This window comes from Morganella sp. HMSC11D09, assembly GCF_001807955.1.
Lineage (GTDB): Bacteria > Pseudomonadota > Gammaproteobacteria > Enterobacterales > Enterobacteriaceae > Morganella > Morganella morganii.
Genome location: NZ_KV791662.1, coordinates 310,955 through 329,242, shown reverse-complemented (window position 1 = coordinate 329,242; position 18,288 = coordinate 310,955). Strand labels below are relative to the sequence as shown.

The following is an 18,288-nucleotide window of genomic DNA, read 5'->3' as shown; positions in this document are numbered from 1 at the left end:
AACGTAAATCCTGCCTGGTGGTAATTAACTGGATTAGGTATTTTTCTTGTAAGATATATAAATACGTGATTATTATTTTCGTTATTTTTATCAGATTTCTCAGCAGGTAATTAAAAAGCACCACCAATGAACTTTTCATTGGTGGTGCTAAAAATATAAATAAATCAATACAGGAAATTATAGATATGAAGATGCTAATACCATGGTGCTTGTTACGCAGTAAATATTTACTCCGTTATTTCTGTTAATCCGACAGGCGGCCAGATATCACAGGACTCAGGGTAATTAATATCACACTGATACAGATTGCTGAACAAGAGTGTACTGCTCAATATAAGTGTTATCATAAAACCTCACCGAATCAAGAACATTTACTGTTGCGAAACATATGCAGATTACATATCTGTATGCTGACCGGCAATTAACCCGATGAGGTATTTTATATGACATAACTATTAATTATCTGACTGTATTAGTTATGTACTATGAGTGAGCGTGCTTATTCAGATACAGAGCAATCAGCACACCGGTTGCCAGCATAGCGGCAATAAACCAGCCGATGCCATTCCAGTGCCAGTAAGACCAGAAAACACCGCCCAGAGTACCGGCAATGCTGGAACCGCCGTAATAGCAAAACAGGTACAGTGAGGATGCCTGGGCTCTGGCGCGCCGGGCGCGGCGTCCGACCCAGCTGCTGGTGACGGAATGGGCGGCAAAAAATCCCGTCGTCAGTACCAGCATACCGATCAGAACTGCTGCCAGTGAACTGCCGAGCGTAATGAGAATCCCGGTCAGCATTAATGTGACTGCACCAATCAGTACTCTGCCGTAGCCGTATTTCCGTGTCAGTGCGCCTGCTTTTGAGGCACTGTAAGTTCCTGACAGATAAACTATCGATAACATACCGACAACGGCCTGGCTGAAGTGATACGGCGGCTCCATCAGCCGGTAGCCGATATAGTTAAACAGGGTGACAAAGCTGCCCATAATGATAAAACCGATGGCAAACAGCCACGGCAGACCATCATCACGGCAGTGCAGGATCAGGTATTTCCACAAGCTTTTCGGTTTCAGTGAACTGGCTCTGAAATGGCGTGACGGCGGCAGTAACCGCCAGAACAGAAAAGCACCGAACAGAGAAAATGTTCCCAGTACCAGAACGGCAATCCGCCAACTGGCATAATCCGCAATAACGCCAGTGATCAGGCGTCCGCTCATCCCGCCGATAGAATTACCGCTGATATACAGCCCCATAGACAGGGCAACATAGCTGGGATGAATTTCCTCACTCAGATAGGTCATGGCCACGGCGGCGACGCCACTGAGAGATAATCCGACCAGGGAGCGGACAACCAGGATCCCCGCCCAGCTGGTGGTAAACGCACTGAGCAGGGTAAAGATTGCCGCGCATGTCAGGGATATCACCATAACATTTTTACGTCCGACCGCATCTGACAGCGGGCCGGTGATCAGCAGCCCGACGGCCATGAATCCGGTCGCCAGAGAAAGGGACAAACTGGCCTGCGCCGGTGATACCGAAAAATCGTCTGACAACAACGGCAGGATCGGCTGTACAAAATAGAGCAGAGCAAACGTCGCCAGACCGACCATAAAGAAAGAGAGAGTGACACGCAGATACAGTTTGTCGTCGCGCTGGATATAGTGCTGCTTTGCATGATCATTCTGCACCGGTGAGGTCACACGGTTGTCAGTTATCAGTTTATTCTCGTCTGTCATACACTTATCTCAGCATTTGGTAATAATACCGAGCATAAAAAGATGCTGGTATTTTGTCTAATATATTAATACTCTTGTTTGATATGTTTTACGACCTAATGAGGGAATAATGATCGAATTCCGCCATCTGCGTTATTTCATTGCGGTCGCTGAAGAGCTGCATTTCGGACGGGCAGCGGAGCGTCTCAATATCTCCCAGCCTCCGCTCAGTCAGCAGATTCAGGCACTTGAAAACGCGATTCCGGCTAAATTACTGGCACGGAACAACCGGAATGTCAGTCTGACCCCGGCGGGCGAAATGTTTCTGCGTGAAGCTTACCAAATCCGTACTCAGGTCGAGGCAGCGGTTGAAAAAGCAGCCAGAATGGATCGCGGGGAACTGGGGGAAGTTTCTGTCGGCTTCACTTCCACAACCCCGTTTATGCGTCATATTACGGCGACATTCCGCCAGTACCGTGAAATATACCCGGATGTGGCTATCCACATGCATCAGATGAATACCAAACAGCAGATTAACCCGCTGCTGAGCGGCCGGATTGACTTCGGTGTAATGCGCAATACGCAACTGCCGGATAATCTGGTTCATGAACTGCTGTTTAAAGAACGATTTATGCTGGCGGTCTATGATGATCATCCGCTGATGAAATACCTCAAAACGGGTATTCCCCTGGAGATGCTCACTGGCGTACCATTGGTTTTCTTTGAGCGGGATGTGGGAACGGCGCTGTATGATGAGATTATCAATCTGCTGAAAAAAGCGGGTGTCACACCGGTTATCGCCCAGGAAGCAGGGGAAGCTATGACTATTCTGGGGCTGGTCTCTGCCGGGTTAGGTGTTTCACTGGTAACGGAATCTTTTACCCGTATGAAAGTGGATGGTGTCCGTTACATTCATTTAGCTGAAAATCAGGCATTTTCTGAGGTCTGGCTGGTGTATCATAAGCACAATACACTTTCTCCGGCCGGTCAGCGGCTGATTGAGATGCTGAAAAATAATGTGTTCCGCTGAGCGGGATCTGACTGTCAGGAGTTCGGATGTTCCGGCGATACCGGTTTTCTGTTATTACCGCATTTCTTTTTCTTTTATATACAAGCGCCGCGGGAGCAGGGGTATCGCTCAGCTATTTCTATCAGCCGGATGGCTCACGCAAAATTGCGCCTGACAATATTACTGCACTGACCGGGCAGTTTCTCGGCGTACCTTACCGCGCCGGTCAGCTGATTGGCTCTCCCGGATCACCGGAAATTCTGGTGGCTGACCTGAACGCGCTCGATTGTTTCACTTTTCTGGATTACACCGAAGCACTGAAACGCAGCCCGCAGCAGCAGAATTTCCGCAACAGACTGATGCACATCCGTTATAAAAACGGAGAGGTGAATTATTATCAGCGCCGTCATTTTTTGTCGGATTGGGTCAGCGGCCCGCAGCCTGTGGCTCAGGATATCACCCGGCAACTGTCGCCGGATTACCGGGTGACACACAAGATGCTGAATCAGAAAAAAAACGGCTCCCGTTATATCCCCGATATTCCGGTTACGGCACGGGATATCACCTGGCTGCCGGTTTCCGCACTGACACCCGCTGTGCTTTCACAATTGCAGACCGGTGATTATATCGGTATCTATTCTGACCGTCCCGGCCTGGATGTCTCGCATGCCGGAGTTATTATCCGTACCCCGGACGGGCTGTTTTTACGTAATGCCTCATCAAAACGGAATGAACAACGGGTCATTGATTCACCATTACGGACATATCTGCAAAATAAAACAGGAATTGTGGTTTATCGTTCGGCTTTTGCCCCCTGACTGTGAATCATTTCACAGTTTTGTGTGAAGCCACTTACTAAGCGCGTATTTATTCGGATAATTAACATCTTAGCATCATCTGCACAGGATTATTATTGGTGAAACCTTCAGCACAGCCCGGACATATTGACCATATAAAACAAACCAATATGGGGGTTGTGTACCGTTATATTGATCGTGAAGGCCCCATTTCCCGCATTTCACTCTCGAAAAAATCACAGCTGGCACCGGCGAGTATCACCAAAATCACCCGTGAGCTGATGGATGCGCATCTGGTCCGGGAAACTGAGTTTCCGGGATTAGGCTTTCGCGGCCGCCCGGCAGTGGGGCTGAAAACGGACTGTGACGGCTGGCATTTTTTATGTATCCGAATTAACCGGGGGGAACTGGTTTTTGCGCTGCGGGAACTGAGCGGAAAATTACTGGCCGAAGATATTATTGCATTTCCGGCGGATAGCCGGGATTTTGTCACCCTGTTTCTGGCACAGGTTGATGCCTTCTTTTCCCGTAATCACCGGATAACCGAGCGCCTGACTGCTATTGCCATCACCACCGATGCCATTGTTGACCCTGCAAACGGTATCATCCGCCATTCCCCGTACTATCAGCTGACCGATTTACCGGTAGCAGAGATTCTTTATCAGCATACCGGGATGCCGGTATTCCTCCAGCATGGTATTTCTGCCTGGTCTCTGGCGGAATATTTTTTTGGTGCGGCGAAAGAGTGCAGGAATATTATCCAACTGGTGATTGATGAAAATGTCGGTGCTGCCATTATTACCGACGGTGCATTGCTGCATGCCGGCAGTCACAGCACGGCAGAAATCGGTCACACACAGATAAACCCGCAGGGTAAACCCTGTTACTGCGGTAATCACGGCTGTCTGGAAACTGAAATTGGTCTGCATCATGTATTGGAAATGGCCGCTCAGTTCCTGGCCGTTCCGGAGGGGCAACCGCTGACCGCTGAAATGCTGTGCCGCGCGGCACTGGACGGTAATCCCGCCGCCCGTGAGCTGATAGAGCAGGTGGGGCAGCATATCGGGGATATTGCCGCCGTGATGGTCAATATCTTTAATCCGGAGATTATCCTGATTGGCTCACCATTAAACCCGGCATCCTCTGTTTTGTTTCCCGCCATCGGCGCCCGGATTACGCAGCGCGCCTTGCCGGCATTCAGCCGGGAGCTGACAATGACTTCATGCGAATTTACTAATTGCGGTACATTACCCGGCGCGGCGTTAATCAAAGAGGCACTGTATAACGGCTCACTTCTTATCAGACTGATGGATGGTTAAATAATTCTGTAGTGTCTATCTTTGACATAAAACAAATAAATGACAGGGATTTGTTCATGAAAACAGGATTTTCGCAAAAAATTGCGCTGGCGCAAGCCTGATATAAACCGGATGTCTTACACTGCTTCCGTTATCAATTTTGATACGCACCTCTTGATATAACGGAAAAACATCTATGTTAAGGCGCTTGTTTATAACCGGCACAGATACGAATATCGGCAAAACTGTTGCGACGCGGGCTTTAATGCAAGCCATCAACCGCCTGGGTAAATCTGTCGTTGGCTATAAACCAATCGCGACAGAATACCACGACACACTTAACGGCAAACGTAACCGTGATGCGATGATCCTGCATGATTCATCATCAGTTGATGTTTCTTATCAGGATATCAACCCGGTCATGCTGGAAAGTAATTACGGTCAGACGACCACCGACGTTCAGTTTCCTGCATTATCGCAGGGTCTGGAAAAATTAAGTCATCTGGCGGATCAGGTCGTGGTGGAAGGGAACGGCGGATGGCGTTATTTACTGAATAACGAGACTTTTTTATCCGATTGGGTGAAAAAGGAAAAACTGCCGGTGATCCTGGTGGTCGGGATCCAGTCCGGTTGTGTGAACCATGCATTATTAACCGCCGAAGCCATTAAAAATGATGGTCTGGAAATTATCGGCTGGATTGCGAACCGGATAAACCCGGGCTTATCACACTACGCACAGGTTATGGATCGCTTACTGACGCATTTACCGGCACCACTGCTGGGCGAGATCCCGTATCTGCTGCGCCCGGAAGAGCGGGAGTTGTCGCACTATCTCAATGAAGAGCAGATTGAGATGCTCTGGGGTGAGGCGTTAGCGGCGTCCTGAGTCTCCGGTAAGAAATACAAAAGGGCTGATAAACCAGCCCTTTTTCATGGTCAAAACCTGACAGCGGGATATTATTTACGCAGATAAATAATATTCTGAGTTTCGTTGTTGCAGTTACCCACAACCTGACCTTCTGCCTGTGCTGCTTCTTCAGCCGGAACCACAGTCAGTGTAAAGCCGTCAGCAGGAACACCATTGCTGATGATTTTCTGCGAAATTTCCTCAGTCACACTTTCACAGGATGCCTGCGCCATAACAGGCGAAACGGCAAAGAGAACAGCACTGAGCGCAATCAGTTTTTTCATTATTTATCCTTAAATATATTTATTTCCAGCCAGTGGAAACTTCACGCCCTGTATTTGCATCAAGGCAGCGCAGCGTATTAGGTTCCCAATACGCGGTAACAACCGAGCTTTTTAAACATGCATCTTCAGCATCAATAGCACGGTCAACTTTGTCGAACTCTTTTTCCGCACGGCGGTTGATCTTCTGACGCAGGGAACGGGTATCATCCCATTGCTCTTTTTCCTGGCGTGCTCTCTCTTTTTCAAGCGCAGTATCGCCGCCGCTGATCACACAAGTGCTGCCGGGGCTGCAATTGGTGGTGGCCGCGTCTGCATGAGCTGCAAACATGAAAGGTGCAGCAAAGGCGGTCGCGATAAACCACTTTTTGAGCATGGAGTTAGTCATTGTCGTGTTTTCCTCAAAGTTCAAACCTGCAAACGTCATTCTGATCGTGAGCATTATAGCAAAGTGTATTAATGCACCAATAAAAGACAACGTTTTTCAGCGATAATTTCAGGTAATTTAAGAAAATTACCTGATTATACGGATACCGGCTTATCTTTTGTGGTGGTTTCAGCCTTCGCGGTGCACACTCAGCCCGGCGAATGACTGACAGACCGGCATCATTTCCATAGTATTAATATTTACGTGCGACGGCAATGTTGCAACCCAGAAAACAGCTTCCGCGATATCATCAGGCATCAGCGGATCAGTATTTTTATAGGTATTTGCGGCTTTTTCCTCATCCCCGCGATAGCGGATGCCGGAGAACTCGGTACCACCGACCATGCCCGGTTCAATATCAGTCACACGGATTTTTTTACCGGCCAGATCTGCGCGCAGTGCCAGGCTGAACTGACGGACAAACGCCTTGGTTCCGCAGTAAACGTTACCACCAGCATACGGCCATGACCCGGCGGTTGAGCCTAAGTTAATGATATGACCACGGTTTCTTTCCACCATCCCCGGCAGGATTGCACGGGTCATATGCAGCAGTCCTTTGATGTTGGTGTCCACCACCACATCCCATTCTGCCGGATTGCCTTTATCAACGGTTTCCATACCCAGCGCCAGTCCGGCGTTATTGACCAGAACATCAATTTCGCGCAGGGATTCAGGCAGTGAATTAATCACATTATCGACTGCCGGACTGTCTGTCATATCCAGAGCCAGCGGGAAAAATTTGCTTCCGAACTCTTTTTGCAGTTTTGCCAGGCGCTCAATACGGCGGCCGGTGCCGATAACGGTATGGCCGTTCTCAATAAATTTGCGGGCAAATGCCTCACCAAAACCTGCTGTTGCACCTGTAATTAAAACAATCATCACATACTCCGATTCTGTCAGCGGGGATCCCCGGAAAAAATAACAATAACCATGGCGATATAATACCGGTGGTAATATCCTGATAGTGTATCGTGTCTGCATGACAGAAAGCGGGTTACAGATTCCGTTTTTCAGTTTTCATCACGGAAAAACACTGAAGTTAATCAATAACAACCTGATTATATACAGGAGACAGAAAATGGTTCAGGGTCAATGTTTGTGCGGTAAAGTAACAGTATCTGTGCCGAAACCGGTGCACGATGTCTCTGTCTGCCATTGCGGCATGTGCAGAAAATGGAATGGCGCACCGTTTATGTCTGTGGATTGCGGCAGTGATGTTACGCTCAGCGGTGAGGAATATATCACCCGTTATCACTCCTCAGAGTGGGGCGACCGTTGTTTCTGCCGCGAGTGCGGGACACACCTGTTTTATTACCTGAAACCGGCAGATCAGTATTATGTCTCTGCGGCACTGCTGGGAGAGACAACAGAATCCCGCCTCTCAATGCAGATTTACACTGACAGTAAACCGGCGTATTACAATTTTGCGGAAAAAACGCCGATGCTGACTGAGCAGGATATTCTGGCAATGTTTCATGCTGAATAATATTTAAAGCCAGATAAAACAGAAAGCGGATACCTGAGTATCCGCTTCGTTTTTCTGCGTTGCCGGGCAGAGAAATTAAATAACAAACAGATCCATAAACTCGCTGACAGACATGGATTCGAGTGTTTTACGGTCACGGGCAGCATTCAGAATGCGCTGCTGCTGCGTTTCCGGGAACATACGCGCCAGATTGGTACGGAATTTCGCCAGCAGCAGCGGAATACCTTCCTCACGGCGGCGGGCGTGCCCGACCGGATATTCGACCACAACCTCATCCAGCACGGTACCGTCTTTCAGGGTCACGGTCAGGGCGTTGGCGATAGAGCGTTTTTCCGGATCATGATAATCACGGGTGAACGCGGTATCTTCCTCACAGTGAATGCGGGCACGCAGGGCATCGATACGGCTGTCTGACGCGATCCCGTCTTCATAATCTGCGGCGGTCAGGCGACCGAAGATCAGCGGAACTGCCACCATATACTGAATACAGTGATCACGGTCAGCCGGGTTATTCAGCGGGCCGTGTTTATCGATAATACGGATACAAGCCTCATGGGTGCGGATAGTGACTTTCTCAATATCATCTGCGGTTTTACCCAGTGCCGCCAGTTTGTGATGCAGTGTCATTGCTGCTTCAACGGCGGTCTGAGAGTGGAACTCTGCCGGGAATGAGATCTTGAACAGCACGTTTTCCATTACATAAGAGCCGTAATCGCGCTGGAATTTAAACGGCTTACCGTCAAACAGCACATCATAGAAGCCCCAGGTTTTGGCAGTCAGGACAGTTGGATAGCCCATTTCACCTTTCTGTGCGAACAGCGCCAGACGTACCGCCCGGGAAGTGGCATCACCGGCAGCCCAGGATTTACGTGAACCGGTATTCGGCGCATGGCGGTAGGTCCGCAGAGACTGACCGTCCACCCATGCATGAGAAACCGCGCTTAATAACTGCTCACGATCCAGCCCCAGCATTTCGCCGACAACTGCCGTAGACGCAACTTTCACCAGTACAACGTGGTCAAGGCCGACTTTGTTAAATGAGTTTTCCAGTGCCAGGCAGCCCTGAATTTCATGGGCTTTGATCATGGCGGTCAGCACGTGTTTCAGCGGCAGTGGTGCTTTGCCTTTGGCAATCGCTTCACGGGATAACCAGTCTGCAACGGCCAGGATACCGCCGAGGTTATCGGACGGATGACCCCATTCCGCCGCCAGCCAGGTATCGTTGAAATCGAGCCAGCGGATCATGGCACCGATATTGAAGGCCGCCTGAACCGGATCCAGCTGAAATTGGGTGCCCGGTACTTTGGCGCCGTTCGGGACAATGGTTCCCGGCACGACAGGGCCGAGCATTTTTTTGCACGCCGGATATTCCAGGGCTTCCAGACCGCAACCCAGGGTATCCAGGAAGCAGTAATATGCGGTGTCATAAGCGCGATCACTGCTGATGTCCATATTCAGAACATAATCAGTGATGTCCTGAATGACCTTGTCGTACTCTTGATGCTGCGGGGTAAAAGATGCTGACATACTTTATCTTCCTTTTTAATCAATAATTAGCGCGCTTTAAGGGGTACGAAGGTCTGGTTTTCCGGTCCGGTGTAATTGGCGGACGGACGAATAATTTTATTATCCAGACGCTGTTCAATGATGTGTGCAGCCCAGCCTGCGGAACGGGCAATAACAAAAATCGGGGTAAACATGGCGGTCGGCACACCCATCAGGTGATACGCCACCGCTGAGAACCAGTCGAGGTTCGGGAACATCTTCTTGTGCTGAGACATCACGGATTCAATACGATCCGCAATATCAAACAGGCGGAAATCTTTCGCTTCTTCGGATAACTCACGGGAAATCGCTTTGATAACCTGGTGACGCGGGTCAGCAATGGTATACACAGGGTGACCGAAGCCCATCACGACTTCACTGCGGGTGAGGCGGGCGAGAATATCGGCCTGAGCTTCATCCGGTGAGCTGTAACGTTTCTGAATTTCCAGAGACACTTCGTTGGCACCGCCGTGTTTTGGTCCGCGCAGTGCGGCAATCGCTCCGGTGACGGAGGAGTAAAAATCCGTTCCGGTGCCGGCGATAACACGGGCAGCAAAGGTGGAGGCGTTAAACTCATGTTCTGCATAGAGAATGAACGAGGAGTTCATAAAACGCACCCAGTTTTCAGACGGTTTTTTGCCGTGCAGCAGATGCAGGAAATGGCCGCCGCAGGTATCGTCATCGGTTTCGGTATCAATGCGGCGATCATTAAACGCATAGTGATACCAGTAAAGCAGCATGGAGGTCAGGGAAGAGAGCAGGCGATCGGCGATATCACGGGCACCGGATAACGGATGACCCTCTTTTTCCGGCAGAACGCAGCCCATAATAGACACGCCGGTACGCAGCACATCCATCGGGTGGGCAGAAGCAGGCAGCGCTTCCAGGGCTTTCTTCACACTGTGCGGCAGGCCGCGCAGTGATTTCAGTTTCGCCTTGTAAGCGGCCAGTTCTGCGGCGTTCGGCAGTTTTTCATGGATCAGAAGATGAGCAACTTCTTCAAAATCACATTGTGTGGCTAAATCCAGAATATCATAACCGCGGTAATGCAGGTCGTTCCCGTTAATCCCCACAGTACAGAGTGCAGTATTGCCGGCAGCAACGCCGGACAGTGCGACGGATTTTTTGCCTTTCTTCAGTGCAGGTTCAGGTTTGCTAAGTTGTTCATTCATGACGGGTGATCCTTATTATTATAGTGAGTGTACAACCTGCTTCGCGTTATCTTTCAGAGGTTATTTTTTCTGCGAAAACAGTGCGTCGAGCTTATCTTCATAATCGTAGTAGTTAATGCTTTGGTATAATTCATCACGGGTCTGCATCTGTGAAATCAGGCTCTGTTGCGTGCCTTCACGGCGCAGGGTGTTATAGACATTTTCAGCGGCCTTGTTCATGGCGCGGAAGGCGGTGAGCGGGTACAGGGCGATAGCGATATTCACACTGCGCAGCTCATCCAGGGTAAACAGCGGTGTTTTACCGAACTCGGTAATGTTTGCCAGTACCGGAACGCTGATTTTGTCGGTGAACAGACGATACATTGCCAGCTCTGTAATCGCTTCCGGGAACAGCATATCCGCACCGGCATCGATATAAGCCTGTGCGCGGTCGAGAGCGGACTCCAGACCTTCCACCGCCAGCGCATCGGTACGCGCCATCACCACGAAATTCTCATCAGTCCGTGCATCAACCGCAGCTTTAATGCGATCAACCATTTCCTGTTTTGAGACGATTTCTTTGTTCGGGCGGTGACCACAGCGTTTTGCGCCGACCTGGTCCTCAATGTGCATCCCGGCAGCCCCGGCTTTGATCAGGGACTTCACGGTACGCACCACGTTAAAGGCTGACGGGCCGAAACCGATATCCGCATCCACCAGCAGCGGCAGATCACACACATCCGTAATACGGCGGACATCCGTCAGTACATCATCCAGTGTGGAAATGCCCAGGTCAGGAATACCCAGAGAGCCTGCGGCAACACCGCCGCCGGAGAGATAAATTGCTTTGTAACCCGCACGTTTTGCCAGCAGTGCATGGTTGGCATTAATAGCACCGACCAGCTGCAGCGGGGATTCAGACTGTACAGCGTCGCGGAATGCGCGTCCTGCGGAATAAAGTGCCATATATTCACCTTGTTATTAGTTTGATACTCAGATGTTATAAAGCAATCGCTATGCCAATCAGCCGGGTAAGGTAACTAAAACGCGAGATACATCACACATTTGGCGTATTTATCCTGTCATTACGTTACCCACTATAGAATTTGCCGATTCCGTCTGACAAGCGGGATGTTAGCTTTCTGTGATGGTGATGCTATTTATGTTTCAAAATAGCTGTTAATGTGTTTCATGAAATGAATATGGAACATATGAAACGCATAAAACAGGGGAGAAACGCATGGCTCAGAGTGACAAACCGGTGATCTGGACGGTCTCCATTTCACGCCTTTTTACCCTGTTCCGTGATATCAGCCCGGAATTCAGTGCTCGTGCCAGTATCAGTGCGATCAATCTGGGGTTCGATGCCGCAGTAGAGGCGATTCGTGAACGGCTGAAAACAGAACGCTGTGATGCGGTTGTCAGTGCGGGCTCTAACGGCGCGTATCTGAAACAGCATCTGCCGGTGCCGGTAATTGTCGCCGCGCCGGGCGGGTTCGATATCATGCAGGCTTTGGCGCGGGCACGGCAGCTCAGTCAGCGCATCGGCCTCATTTATTACCGTAATACTTTTCCGGCTCTGGATTCGCTGGCGCAGAGTTTCGGCATACAGATTGAACAACGCAGTTATGTAACCGCCGAAGACGCACGGGCAGCCTGTCTTGCCCTGAAAGCGGACGGTATTTCTGTGGTGGTGGGGGCCGGATTAATCACCGATATCGCCGCAGAGTGCGGCATGACCTGTATTTTCATTTATTCCAATGATGCCGTCCGCCGGGCATTCACCGATGCAATAGAACTGACACGCATCCGCGACCAGCCGCAGAACATGCCGCTGCCGGTGGCGGGCTCTCTGAATGTCCGCCATACGCTGAATGATATTCTCGGCACCTCGCCGGTGATGGAACAGGTGCGTGAAACCATCACGCTGTTCGGGCGCTCGAAAGCGACAGTGATGATCCAGGGGGAAAGCGGTACCGGTAAAGAGATGGCGGCACAAGCTATTCATCATGAATATACGTTGTTTCATAAACATAAGCGGACGAAACGCGCTGCACCGTTTGTGGCGGTGAACTGCGGGGCTATCCCGGAGAGCCTGCTGGAAGCGGAACTCTTTGGTTATGAGGAGGGCGCATTTACCGGTTCGCGGCGCGGCGGCCGTGCCGGGTTATTTGAGGTGGCGGACGGCGGCACACTGTTTCTGGATGAAATCGGTGAAATGCCGGTATCGCTGCAAACCCGCCTGCTGCGGGTGCTGGAAGACCGCGCCATTGTGCGTATCGGCGGCTATAAACCGATTACTGTGGATGTGCGGGTGATTTGTGCAACTCACAATGATCTGGATAACCGGGTGGTGGCGGGTACATTCCGCGCGGATCTGTTTTACCGGCTGGGGGTATTGCGTTTACAGCTTCCGGCACTGCGCGACCGGGGGGCGGATATCCTGTTACTGACAGAAAAACTGCTCAAACTGGCGTTTGCTGAGCTGGATCTGCCGCTGCATCGTGGCCATCTGCAGCAGATTCTGGCATGCAGTGACTTTTTCTATCACTACCGCTGGCCGGGAAATGCCCGCGAGCTGCGTAATCTGATGGAACGGGTGGCGCTGTATTGCAGTGCTTATCCGGATAAAATTATTACAGAATCACTATTACTGAAACTCTCTCCTGAACGGCGCACGGTGATTGCTCCCGCCCCTGTGACCGATCTCCCGCCGGAGCCGGTGAATACCGCCACAGCAACAGAAGCGGTAGCCCGTTTCCGGGGGGATCGCCGTGCTGCCGCCGACTGGTTGGGGATCAGCCGTACCACTCTATGGCGCCGTCTGAAACAGGAACAGAACACTTCATCCTGACTGTCCGCCGCTTTATACTGTGCCTCAGAATTGAAAAGCAAGAGCCGGAGTGTTTGTCTGTATCCGGCCTGCAATACTGTCATCACCGGAAAGACACAGGAAACAGAACGGAGGCGTTATGTCAGATCTCTTTGCTCACGATGAACCGCTTGCAGTGGCACCCGATGCGTATCTGCTTAAAGGTTTTCTCAGTGATGAGGATGAGATGCTGCTGGCGGAAATCCGCCGCCTGACCGCCATTTCGCCGTTCCGCCATATGCAGACGCCCGGCGGATACCGGATGTCCGCGGCCATGAGCAGCTGCGGCATATACGGCTGGGTCTCCGATGCCAAAGGTTACCGCTACTCACAAACAGATCCGCTGACCGGCAATCCGTGGCCACCGCTGCCGGATGCGTTTTTGTCACTGTCGCAGTTGGCTGCAGAGCGGGCCGGGTTTCACGGATTTTCGCCGGACAGCTGTCTGATTAACTGTTATGCGCCGGGCGCCGGTATGTCTCTGCATCAGGACAGGGATGAGCCGGATCGCCGCCAGCCGATTGTGTCATTTTCACTCGGTCTGCCGGTGCAGTTTCAGTTCGGCGGCAGTGAGCGGCATCATCCCCTGAAAACCTTTGCGCTTGAGCACGGTGATGTACTGGTGTGGGGCGGCCGTTCCCGTCTGAATTACCATGCTGTCCGTCCGGTAAGAGCCGGGGTGCATCCGCTTGCGGGTGCCCGGCGGTTTAATCTGACCTTCCGCTGCGCGCGGTAACGGAGAAACAGGATGACAAAACAGACAATACTCTCAGACGATGCGTGCTGGGCAGCGCTGGTCGCCAGAGATAAAACAGCCGATACGCTGTTTGTGTATGCGGTGAAAACCACACAGACATGGGGATTTCCGTCCACTGTTGTGCGGCTGCCGAAACGGGAAAATACTGAATTTTTTGCCACGCCTGAAGAGGCGGAGGCTCACGGCTACCGCGCCGGGAAGCGCCGTCAGCGCAGCGGTGAGGCCATGACGCAGCGCCATGCGGAACAGGTGGTGCTGGCCTGCCGTGAGCTGGAAACGCGGATCGATAATGGTGAACCGCTGCCGTCACTGGCAGAGCTGGCCACACTGTGCGGCGTGAGTCAGTTTCATTTTCACCGTATTTTCCGCTCACATACCGGACTGACACCGGCGGCATGGGCAAAAGCCTATCGCGGGGATAAACTGAGGGAACAACTGACAAAACAGACGACAATCACTGGCGCAATCGCTGAATCCGGCTTCAGTTCCGGCAGCCGGTTTTATGAATCGTCGGATACACTGCTCGGTATGACGCCGAAAAGCTGGCGGGCAGGCGGCAAAGGGGCGCGGATTTTCTTTGCTCTGGCGATATGTGCGCTGGGGGACATCCTGGTGGCGCAGAGTGAAAAAGGCATTTGTGCCATTCTGCTGGGGGATGACGCGGAAGCACTGTTACGGGATTTGCAGGATCAGTTCCCCAATGCGGAACTGGTCGGTGGCGACGCACAGTTTGAACAGGTGGTCTCCCGGGTGATCGGGTTTGTGGAAGCACCGTCTTCCGGGCTTGATTTACCGCTGGATATCCGGGGAACTGCATTCCAGCGCCGGGTCTGGCAGGCATTGCAGTCCATCCCGGCGGGTACGACTGTCAGTTACCGGGAGATTGCGGAGCGGATCGGCTCCCCGAAAGCGGTCAGAGCGGTGGCCGGTGCCTGTGCCGCAAACTGCCTGGCAGTGGCTATCCCGTGTCACCGGGTGGTGAGAACCGGCGGGGAACTCGTGGGTTACCGCTGGGGGATCGAACGGAAAAAACGTCTGTTGCAGCGCGAGGCATTGCAGCAGGAAACCGGTTAAGAATATAAGGGATACGGATGCGTTTTCGCACAGATGTTTTTCGAACAACAATGTTACTGAGCAGTTTATTCTTTGCTGTTTTGCCGGTGATGGCTGCCGCTGCACCGGCAACGGCGGAGGTCATTATGGATAATGACGCAACAATTCCTGCGACAGCGACCGGCCCGTTATTTGACTGTGACAGTGAGCTGATAAAGCTGATTGCAGGCAGTAATCACGGGCTTGTCCGCGCAGAAAAGGTCACGGCGGATAGGCTGGGGATTTATATTGAAAACCGGGATATCAACGAGCTGGCAATTCAGCTTTCTGATACACGGCAAAAGCCCTCACCGGAATCGCCGGGAGCAGGGCAACTGGGCTGGGTTACTTACAATATCAAAGAAAATACCCTGACAGCGACAGGGGCGGATGCGGAGCATCCCGTCCCGCTGACCTTCAGCGCAGCGCAGGGTGAACGGCTGCAATCCTGTCTGAAAAAAGAGAAAACGTGTCAGCAGATCCTCAGTACGCTCCGTTACGAACCTTTTATTGCCATGTCGCCGGAATGGCGCGTCACCGGCAAAGGCCGGGCTTATTTTTATGCAGCACCGGCGGAACAGTGCCGTAATGATAATGTCTTTGTGGTTCCGGGGGATGTCCTTCAGGTGGTCGGATTGCGGACTACGGAACCGGTGAAAGGGGAAAAAGAGGGCTGGCTGCTGGTGGCTTACGGCAATGTGCAGGGCTGGATTAATGTTAACCGGCTGGCGTCACAGGACGCGCTGTGCGATGCGGCAACCGGGAACGCGGACAAACAGTATCAGGCGGGCCTGAAAAACAGTAAGCCTTCCTCATACAAATACAGTGTGACACAAAATCGCCTGCGTTTTTATGATGCTCCGGATAAGGGTTGTATTACTGATGCTGCGGATTTTGTGGTGAAAGATGATGCGATCTGGGTGGATCGTCCTCAGCCGTATCAGGGATTTGTTCATGGCCGTTATATACATCCGGCTACCGGTAAAGTCACAGAAGGATGGCTGGAAGCAGACGGACTTAAAAGATGAATTAAAAAGGCCGCTACAAAAAACGTAACGGCCTGCATTTATAATGGCGTATTACAGCCCCAGTTCATTCCGCAGTTGCGCAATCTGTTCGCGCCACTGCTGTTGAAGTACCGGTTTCTGATGAGCGGGTTTGCGCTGCAAATCCGCCGCCAGTTTTTCCTCCAGCGTAATCAGTGCCGCCAGCGAATCCTCTTCGTCACTGACCGGAACGGATGGCTCCGGGACCGCCGGTAACATGCTGTTGCCGGTGCCGGAATCTGCATTCAGGGCACGGATAGCATCATAGACCTGATCCAGACCGTGATATTCCGTCAGTCGGTTACCGTCGATATACCAGAAGCGGTTACAGCTTTTTTCGATCAGTTCCCGGTCGTGACTGACCAGAATCAGCCCGCCCTTAAACCGGCTGATCTCCTCCGCCAGCGCCAGTTTTCCGTCCATATCCAGGTGGTTGGTCGGCTCATCCAGCATCAGCAGGGAATAATTGGCCAGGCTCAGCCCGACAAACAACAACCGCGCCCGTTCGCCGCCGCTCAGGGCAGATACTGTCTGCTGATGACGCAGATACGGGAAACCGGCGCTGATCAGTGCCATTTTCCGCTGCTCATCAATCAGTGGCGCAAATGGTTTCAGCGCATCCATCAGTGAATCACTGTCATTCAGTTGCGCCAGTTTCTGGTCGTAATACCCCAAATGTACACGGGGATGCAGCACCAGCGGGCTGTCCGGCAGTGTTACCTCCGGTTTCTGCGACTGTGACCAGATCATCCGCAGCAGTGAGGATTTTCCGGTGCCGTTTGCGCCCATCACCGCAATGCGGTCGCCGGATTTCACAGACACATTGTCTGTCACATACAGCGGCGGACAATTGTCTGCCGGGATCACGGACAGCTGATTAAAGGCACACAGCCGGTCTGCCCGCAGGGTATCCCCGGTCAGCTTAAGCTGCCACTGACTGCCGATCGCCAGTTCAACCTGATCATCCTGCAACCGGTCTATCTGTTTTTCCATCTGTTTGGCTTTACGGGAAAGGGCTTCGTTATCATACACTTTCCCCCATATCGCCAGCCGTTTGGCACTTACCGCAATGCGGTCGATCTCTTTCTGCTGCGCATTGTGGCGGTGCTCATCACTTTCGTCCTGTTGCGCCAGCGCTTCCCGCGCCTGTGTGCAGGGCAGACGGAACACCGACACATTACCGTCCCGCAGCACCCAGGTGCAGTTGGTGACGTGATCCAGCAGGGCGTTATCGTGAGAAACCAGGATAAAGCTGCCGCGCCAGTTTTTCAGGAACTGTTCCAGCCACAAAATGGTCGGCAGATCCAGATGGTTGCCCGGTTCATCCAGCAATAATAAATCCGGCCGGCTGATCAGCGCCCGTGCCAGTAACAGCCGGGTATGCTGGCCGCCGCTCAGGGTGGTGACCGGTAACTGCCACTGTAGCGGGTCAAACCCCATCTCTGTCAGCAGCATTTCTGCCCGCCACATTTCGGACAGATGCTGTTCCGCCGGTAATTTTTCCAGCACGGCATCCGCCAGTGACAGGGTATTGAGGGATTCCGGCAGATGCTGTTCGATATACGCCATAATGACGCGGTTGGCCGGGGTAATGGTGCCTTCATCCGGTGCCAGCTGGCCGGACAACAGCTTCATCAGGGTACTTTTCCCGCAGCCGTTATGACCAATCAGGCCGATTTTTTCTCCCTGATTCAGGGCGACAGAAATATCGGTTAACAGTGGTGTGTGACCGGGATGGAATGACAGATTACGGGTTGATAATAATGTGCTCATAGCTTACTCAAATTTCAGGCATAACAATGCCATGGGTCATAAAACGCGATAACCCTGTAAGCTGAGGAAGGATGTTAAATTCAGTAAAGCTTCACTCAGGCAGGATTAACGCACAGCGTTAACAGAAAAGC

General features: G+C 51.8%; 17 protein-coding genes. 9 read left to right on the top strand and 8 right to left on the bottom strand.

The genetic code is table 11. From position 1 onward, the window contains the following. Nucleotides 1-483 precede the first annotated feature (483 nt). Nucleotides 484-1,737, bottom strand: coding sequence for an MFS transporter (locus HMPREF3119_RS05610; RefSeq protein WP_070578820.1), 1,254 nt, complete (start codon nucleotides 1,735-1,737; stop codon nucleotides 484-486). 106 nt (nucleotides 1,738-1,843) lie between these two features. Between HMPREF3119_RS05610 and HMPREF3119_RS05605 the strand changes: the two genes are divergently transcribed. From HMPREF3119_RS05605 to bioD, 4 genes are all read left to right on the top strand, one after another. Continuing rightward, nucleotides 1,844-2,746, top strand: coding sequence for a LysR family transcriptional regulator (locus HMPREF3119_RS05605; RefSeq protein ID WP_024473132.1), 903 nt, complete (start codon nucleotides 1,844-1,846; stop codon nucleotides 2,744-2,746). Nucleotides 2,747-2,772: 26 nt separating this feature from the next. After that, nucleotides 2,773-3,543 carry an N-acetylmuramoyl-L-alanine amidase-like domain-containing protein gene (locus HMPREF3119_RS05600; protein ID WP_004238388.1) on the top strand — a complete coding sequence of 257 codons (771 nt, stop codon included), beginning with the start codon at nucleotides 2,773-2,775 and terminating at the stop codon, nucleotides 3,541-3,543. 98 nt (nucleotides 3,544-3,641) lie between these two features. After that, nucleotides 3,642-4,841 (top strand): sugar metabolism global transcriptional regulator Mlc, encoded by a 1,200-nt coding sequence (locus HMPREF3119_RS05595; RefSeq protein WP_036417259.1) that lies wholly within the window; start codon nucleotides 3,642-3,644, stop codon nucleotides 4,839-4,841. Nucleotides 4,842-5,016: 175 nt separating this feature from the next. Then, nucleotides 5,017-5,706: a dethiobiotin synthase gene (gene bioD, locus HMPREF3119_RS05590; RefSeq protein WP_004239246.1), complete on the top strand. Its 690-nt coding sequence runs from the start codon at nucleotides 5,017-5,019 to the stop codon at nucleotides 5,704-5,706. 71 nt (nucleotides 5,707-5,777) lie between these two features. Here the strand turns inward: bioD and HMPREF3119_RS05585 are convergent, their stop codons facing one another. From HMPREF3119_RS05585 to ydfG, 3 genes are all read right to left on the bottom strand, one after another. Continuing rightward, a complete protein-coding gene (locus HMPREF3119_RS05585; protein ID WP_004238391.1) occupies nucleotides 5,778-6,011 on the bottom strand; it encodes a DUF1161 domain-containing protein in 234 nt (77 codons plus the stop codon). A gap of 19 nt (nucleotides 6,012-6,030) precedes the next feature. Continuing rightward, complete coding sequence (locus HMPREF3119_RS05580) at nucleotides 6,031-6,396, bottom strand: DUF1283 family protein (protein ID WP_070578817.1); 366 nt, start codon at nucleotides 6,394-6,396, stop codon at nucleotides 6,031-6,033. A gap of 168 nt (nucleotides 6,397-6,564) precedes the next feature. Further along, complete coding sequence (gene ydfG, locus HMPREF3119_RS05575) at nucleotides 6,565-7,314, bottom strand: bifunctional NADP-dependent 3-hydroxy acid dehydrogenase/3-hydroxypropionate dehydrogenase YdfG (RefSeq protein WP_004239249.1); 750 nt, start codon at nucleotides 7,312-7,314, stop codon at nucleotides 6,565-6,567. A 100-nt stretch (nucleotides 7,315-7,414) separates the two neighbouring features. On the opposite strand from ydfG, the gene HMPREF3119_RS05570 reads away from it, so the two are divergent. Next, complete coding sequence (locus HMPREF3119_RS05570) at nucleotides 7,415-7,921, top strand: GFA family protein (protein ID WP_083297250.1); 507 nt, start codon at nucleotides 7,415-7,417, stop codon at nucleotides 7,919-7,921. 75 nt (nucleotides 7,922-7,996) lie between these two features. Here HMPREF3119_RS05570 and HMPREF3119_RS05565 read toward each other — a convergent pair whose 3' ends face one another. From HMPREF3119_RS05565 to prpB, 3 genes are read right to left on the bottom strand one after another with little or no spacing between them, the layout of a single operon-like run. Next, nucleotides 7,997-9,448 carry a bifunctional 2-methylcitrate dehydratase/aconitate hydratase gene (locus HMPREF3119_RS05565; RefSeq protein ID WP_049245787.1) on the bottom strand — a complete coding sequence of 484 codons (1,452 nt, stop codon included), beginning with the start codon at nucleotides 9,446-9,448 and terminating at the stop codon, nucleotides 7,997-7,999. Between the two features lie 26 nt (nucleotides 9,449-9,474). Further along, a complete protein-coding gene (gene prpC, locus HMPREF3119_RS05560) occupies nucleotides 9,475-10,638 on the bottom strand; it encodes a bifunctional 2-methylcitrate synthase/citrate synthase (RefSeq protein WP_004238396.1) in 1,164 nt (387 codons plus the stop codon). Between the two features lie 60 nt (nucleotides 10,639-10,698). Next, nucleotides 10,699-11,583 carry a methylisocitrate lyase gene (gene prpB, locus HMPREF3119_RS05555; protein WP_004239252.1) on the bottom strand — a complete coding sequence of 295 codons (885 nt, stop codon included), beginning with the start codon at nucleotides 11,581-11,583 and terminating at the stop codon, nucleotides 10,699-10,701. 274 nt (nucleotides 11,584-11,857) lie between these two features. On the opposite strand from prpB, the gene prpR reads away from it, so the two are divergent. From prpR to HMPREF3119_RS05535, 4 genes are all read left to right on the top strand, one after another. Further along, nucleotides 11,858-13,471 carry a propionate catabolism operon regulatory protein PrpR gene (prpR, locus tag HMPREF3119_RS05550; RefSeq protein WP_049245786.1) on the top strand — a complete coding sequence of 538 codons (1,614 nt, stop codon included), beginning with the start codon at nucleotides 11,858-11,860 and terminating at the stop codon, nucleotides 13,469-13,471. Between the two features lie 118 nt (nucleotides 13,472-13,589). Then, complete coding sequence (gene alkB, locus HMPREF3119_RS05545; protein ID WP_070578814.1) at nucleotides 13,590-14,225, top strand: DNA oxidative demethylase AlkB; 636 nt, start codon at nucleotides 13,590-13,592, stop codon at nucleotides 14,223-14,225. A 12-nt stretch (nucleotides 14,226-14,237) separates the two neighbouring features. Then, complete coding sequence (gene ada / locus HMPREF3119_RS05540) at nucleotides 14,238-15,320, top strand: bifunctional DNA-binding transcriptional regulator/O6-methylguanine-DNA methyltransferase Ada (protein ID WP_070578811.1); 1,083 nt, start codon at nucleotides 14,238-14,240, stop codon at nucleotides 15,318-15,320. Between the two features lie 17 nt (nucleotides 15,321-15,337). Beyond that, nucleotides 15,338-16,366: a hypothetical protein gene (locus HMPREF3119_RS05535; RefSeq protein WP_246829240.1), complete on the top strand. Its 1,029-nt coding sequence runs from the start codon at nucleotides 15,338-15,340 to the stop codon at nucleotides 16,364-16,366. A gap of 51 nt (nucleotides 16,367-16,417) precedes the next feature. On the opposite strand, the gene HMPREF3119_RS05530 is transcribed toward HMPREF3119_RS05535, so the two are convergent. After that, nucleotides 16,418-18,157 (bottom strand): ABC-F family ATP-binding cassette domain-containing protein, encoded by a 1,740-nt coding sequence (locus HMPREF3119_RS05530; protein ID WP_070578805.1) that lies wholly within the window; start codon nucleotides 18,155-18,157, stop codon nucleotides 16,418-16,420. Nucleotides 18,158-18,288: the final 131 nt, after the last annotated feature.

Coding starts and splice junctions, on each gene's coding strand:
- HMPREF3119_RS05610 (WP_070578820.1), bottom strand. CDS start 1,737: ATGACAGACGAGAATAAACTGATAACTGACAACCGTGTGACCTCACCG.
- HMPREF3119_RS05600 (WP_004238388.1), top strand. CDS start 2,773: ATGTTCCGGCGATACCGGTTTTCTGTTATTACCGCATTTCTTTTTCTT.
- bioD (WP_004239246.1), top strand. CDS start 5,017: ATGTTAAGGCGCTTGTTTATAACCGGCACAGATACGAATATCGGCAAA.
- HMPREF3119_RS05585 (WP_004238391.1), bottom strand. CDS start 6,011: ATGAAAAAACTGATTGCGCTCAGTGCTGTTCTCTTTGCCGTTTCGCCT.
- HMPREF3119_RS05580 (WP_070578817.1), bottom strand. CDS start 6,396: ATGACTAACTCCATGCTCAAAAAGTGGTTTATCGCGACCGCCTTTGCT.
- ydfG (WP_004239249.1), bottom strand. CDS start 7,314: ATGATTGTTTTAATTACAGGTGCAACAGCAGGTTTTGGTGAGGCATTT.
- HMPREF3119_RS05570 (WP_083297250.1), top strand. CDS start 7,415: ATGACAGAAAGCGGGTTACAGATTCCGTTTTTCAGTTTTCATCACGGA.
- HMPREF3119_RS05565 (WP_049245787.1), bottom strand. CDS start 9,448: ATGTCAGCATCTTTTACCCCGCAGCATCAAGAGTACGACAAGGTCATT.
- prpC (WP_004238396.1), bottom strand. CDS start 10,638: ATGAATGAACAACTTAGCAAACCTGAACCTGCACTGAAGAAAGGCAAA.
- prpB (WP_004239252.1), bottom strand. CDS start 11,583: ATGGCACTTTATTCCGCAGGACGCGCATTCCGCGACGCTGTACAGTCT.
- prpR (WP_049245786.1), top strand. CDS start 11,858: ATGGCTCAGAGTGACAAACCGGTGATCTGGACGGTCTCCATTTCACGC.
- alkB (WP_070578814.1), top strand. CDS start 13,590: ATGTCAGATCTCTTTGCTCACGATGAACCGCTTGCAGTGGCACCCGAT.
- ada (WP_070578811.1), top strand. CDS start 14,238: ATGACAAAACAGACAATACTCTCAGACGATGCGTGCTGGGCAGCGCTG.
- HMPREF3119_RS05535 (WP_246829240.1), top strand. CDS start 15,338: ATGCGTTTTCGCACAGATGTTTTTCGAACAACAATGTTACTGAGCAGT.
- HMPREF3119_RS05530 (WP_070578805.1), bottom strand. CDS start 18,157: ATGAGCACATTATTATCAACCCGTAATCTGTCATTCCATCCCGGTCAC.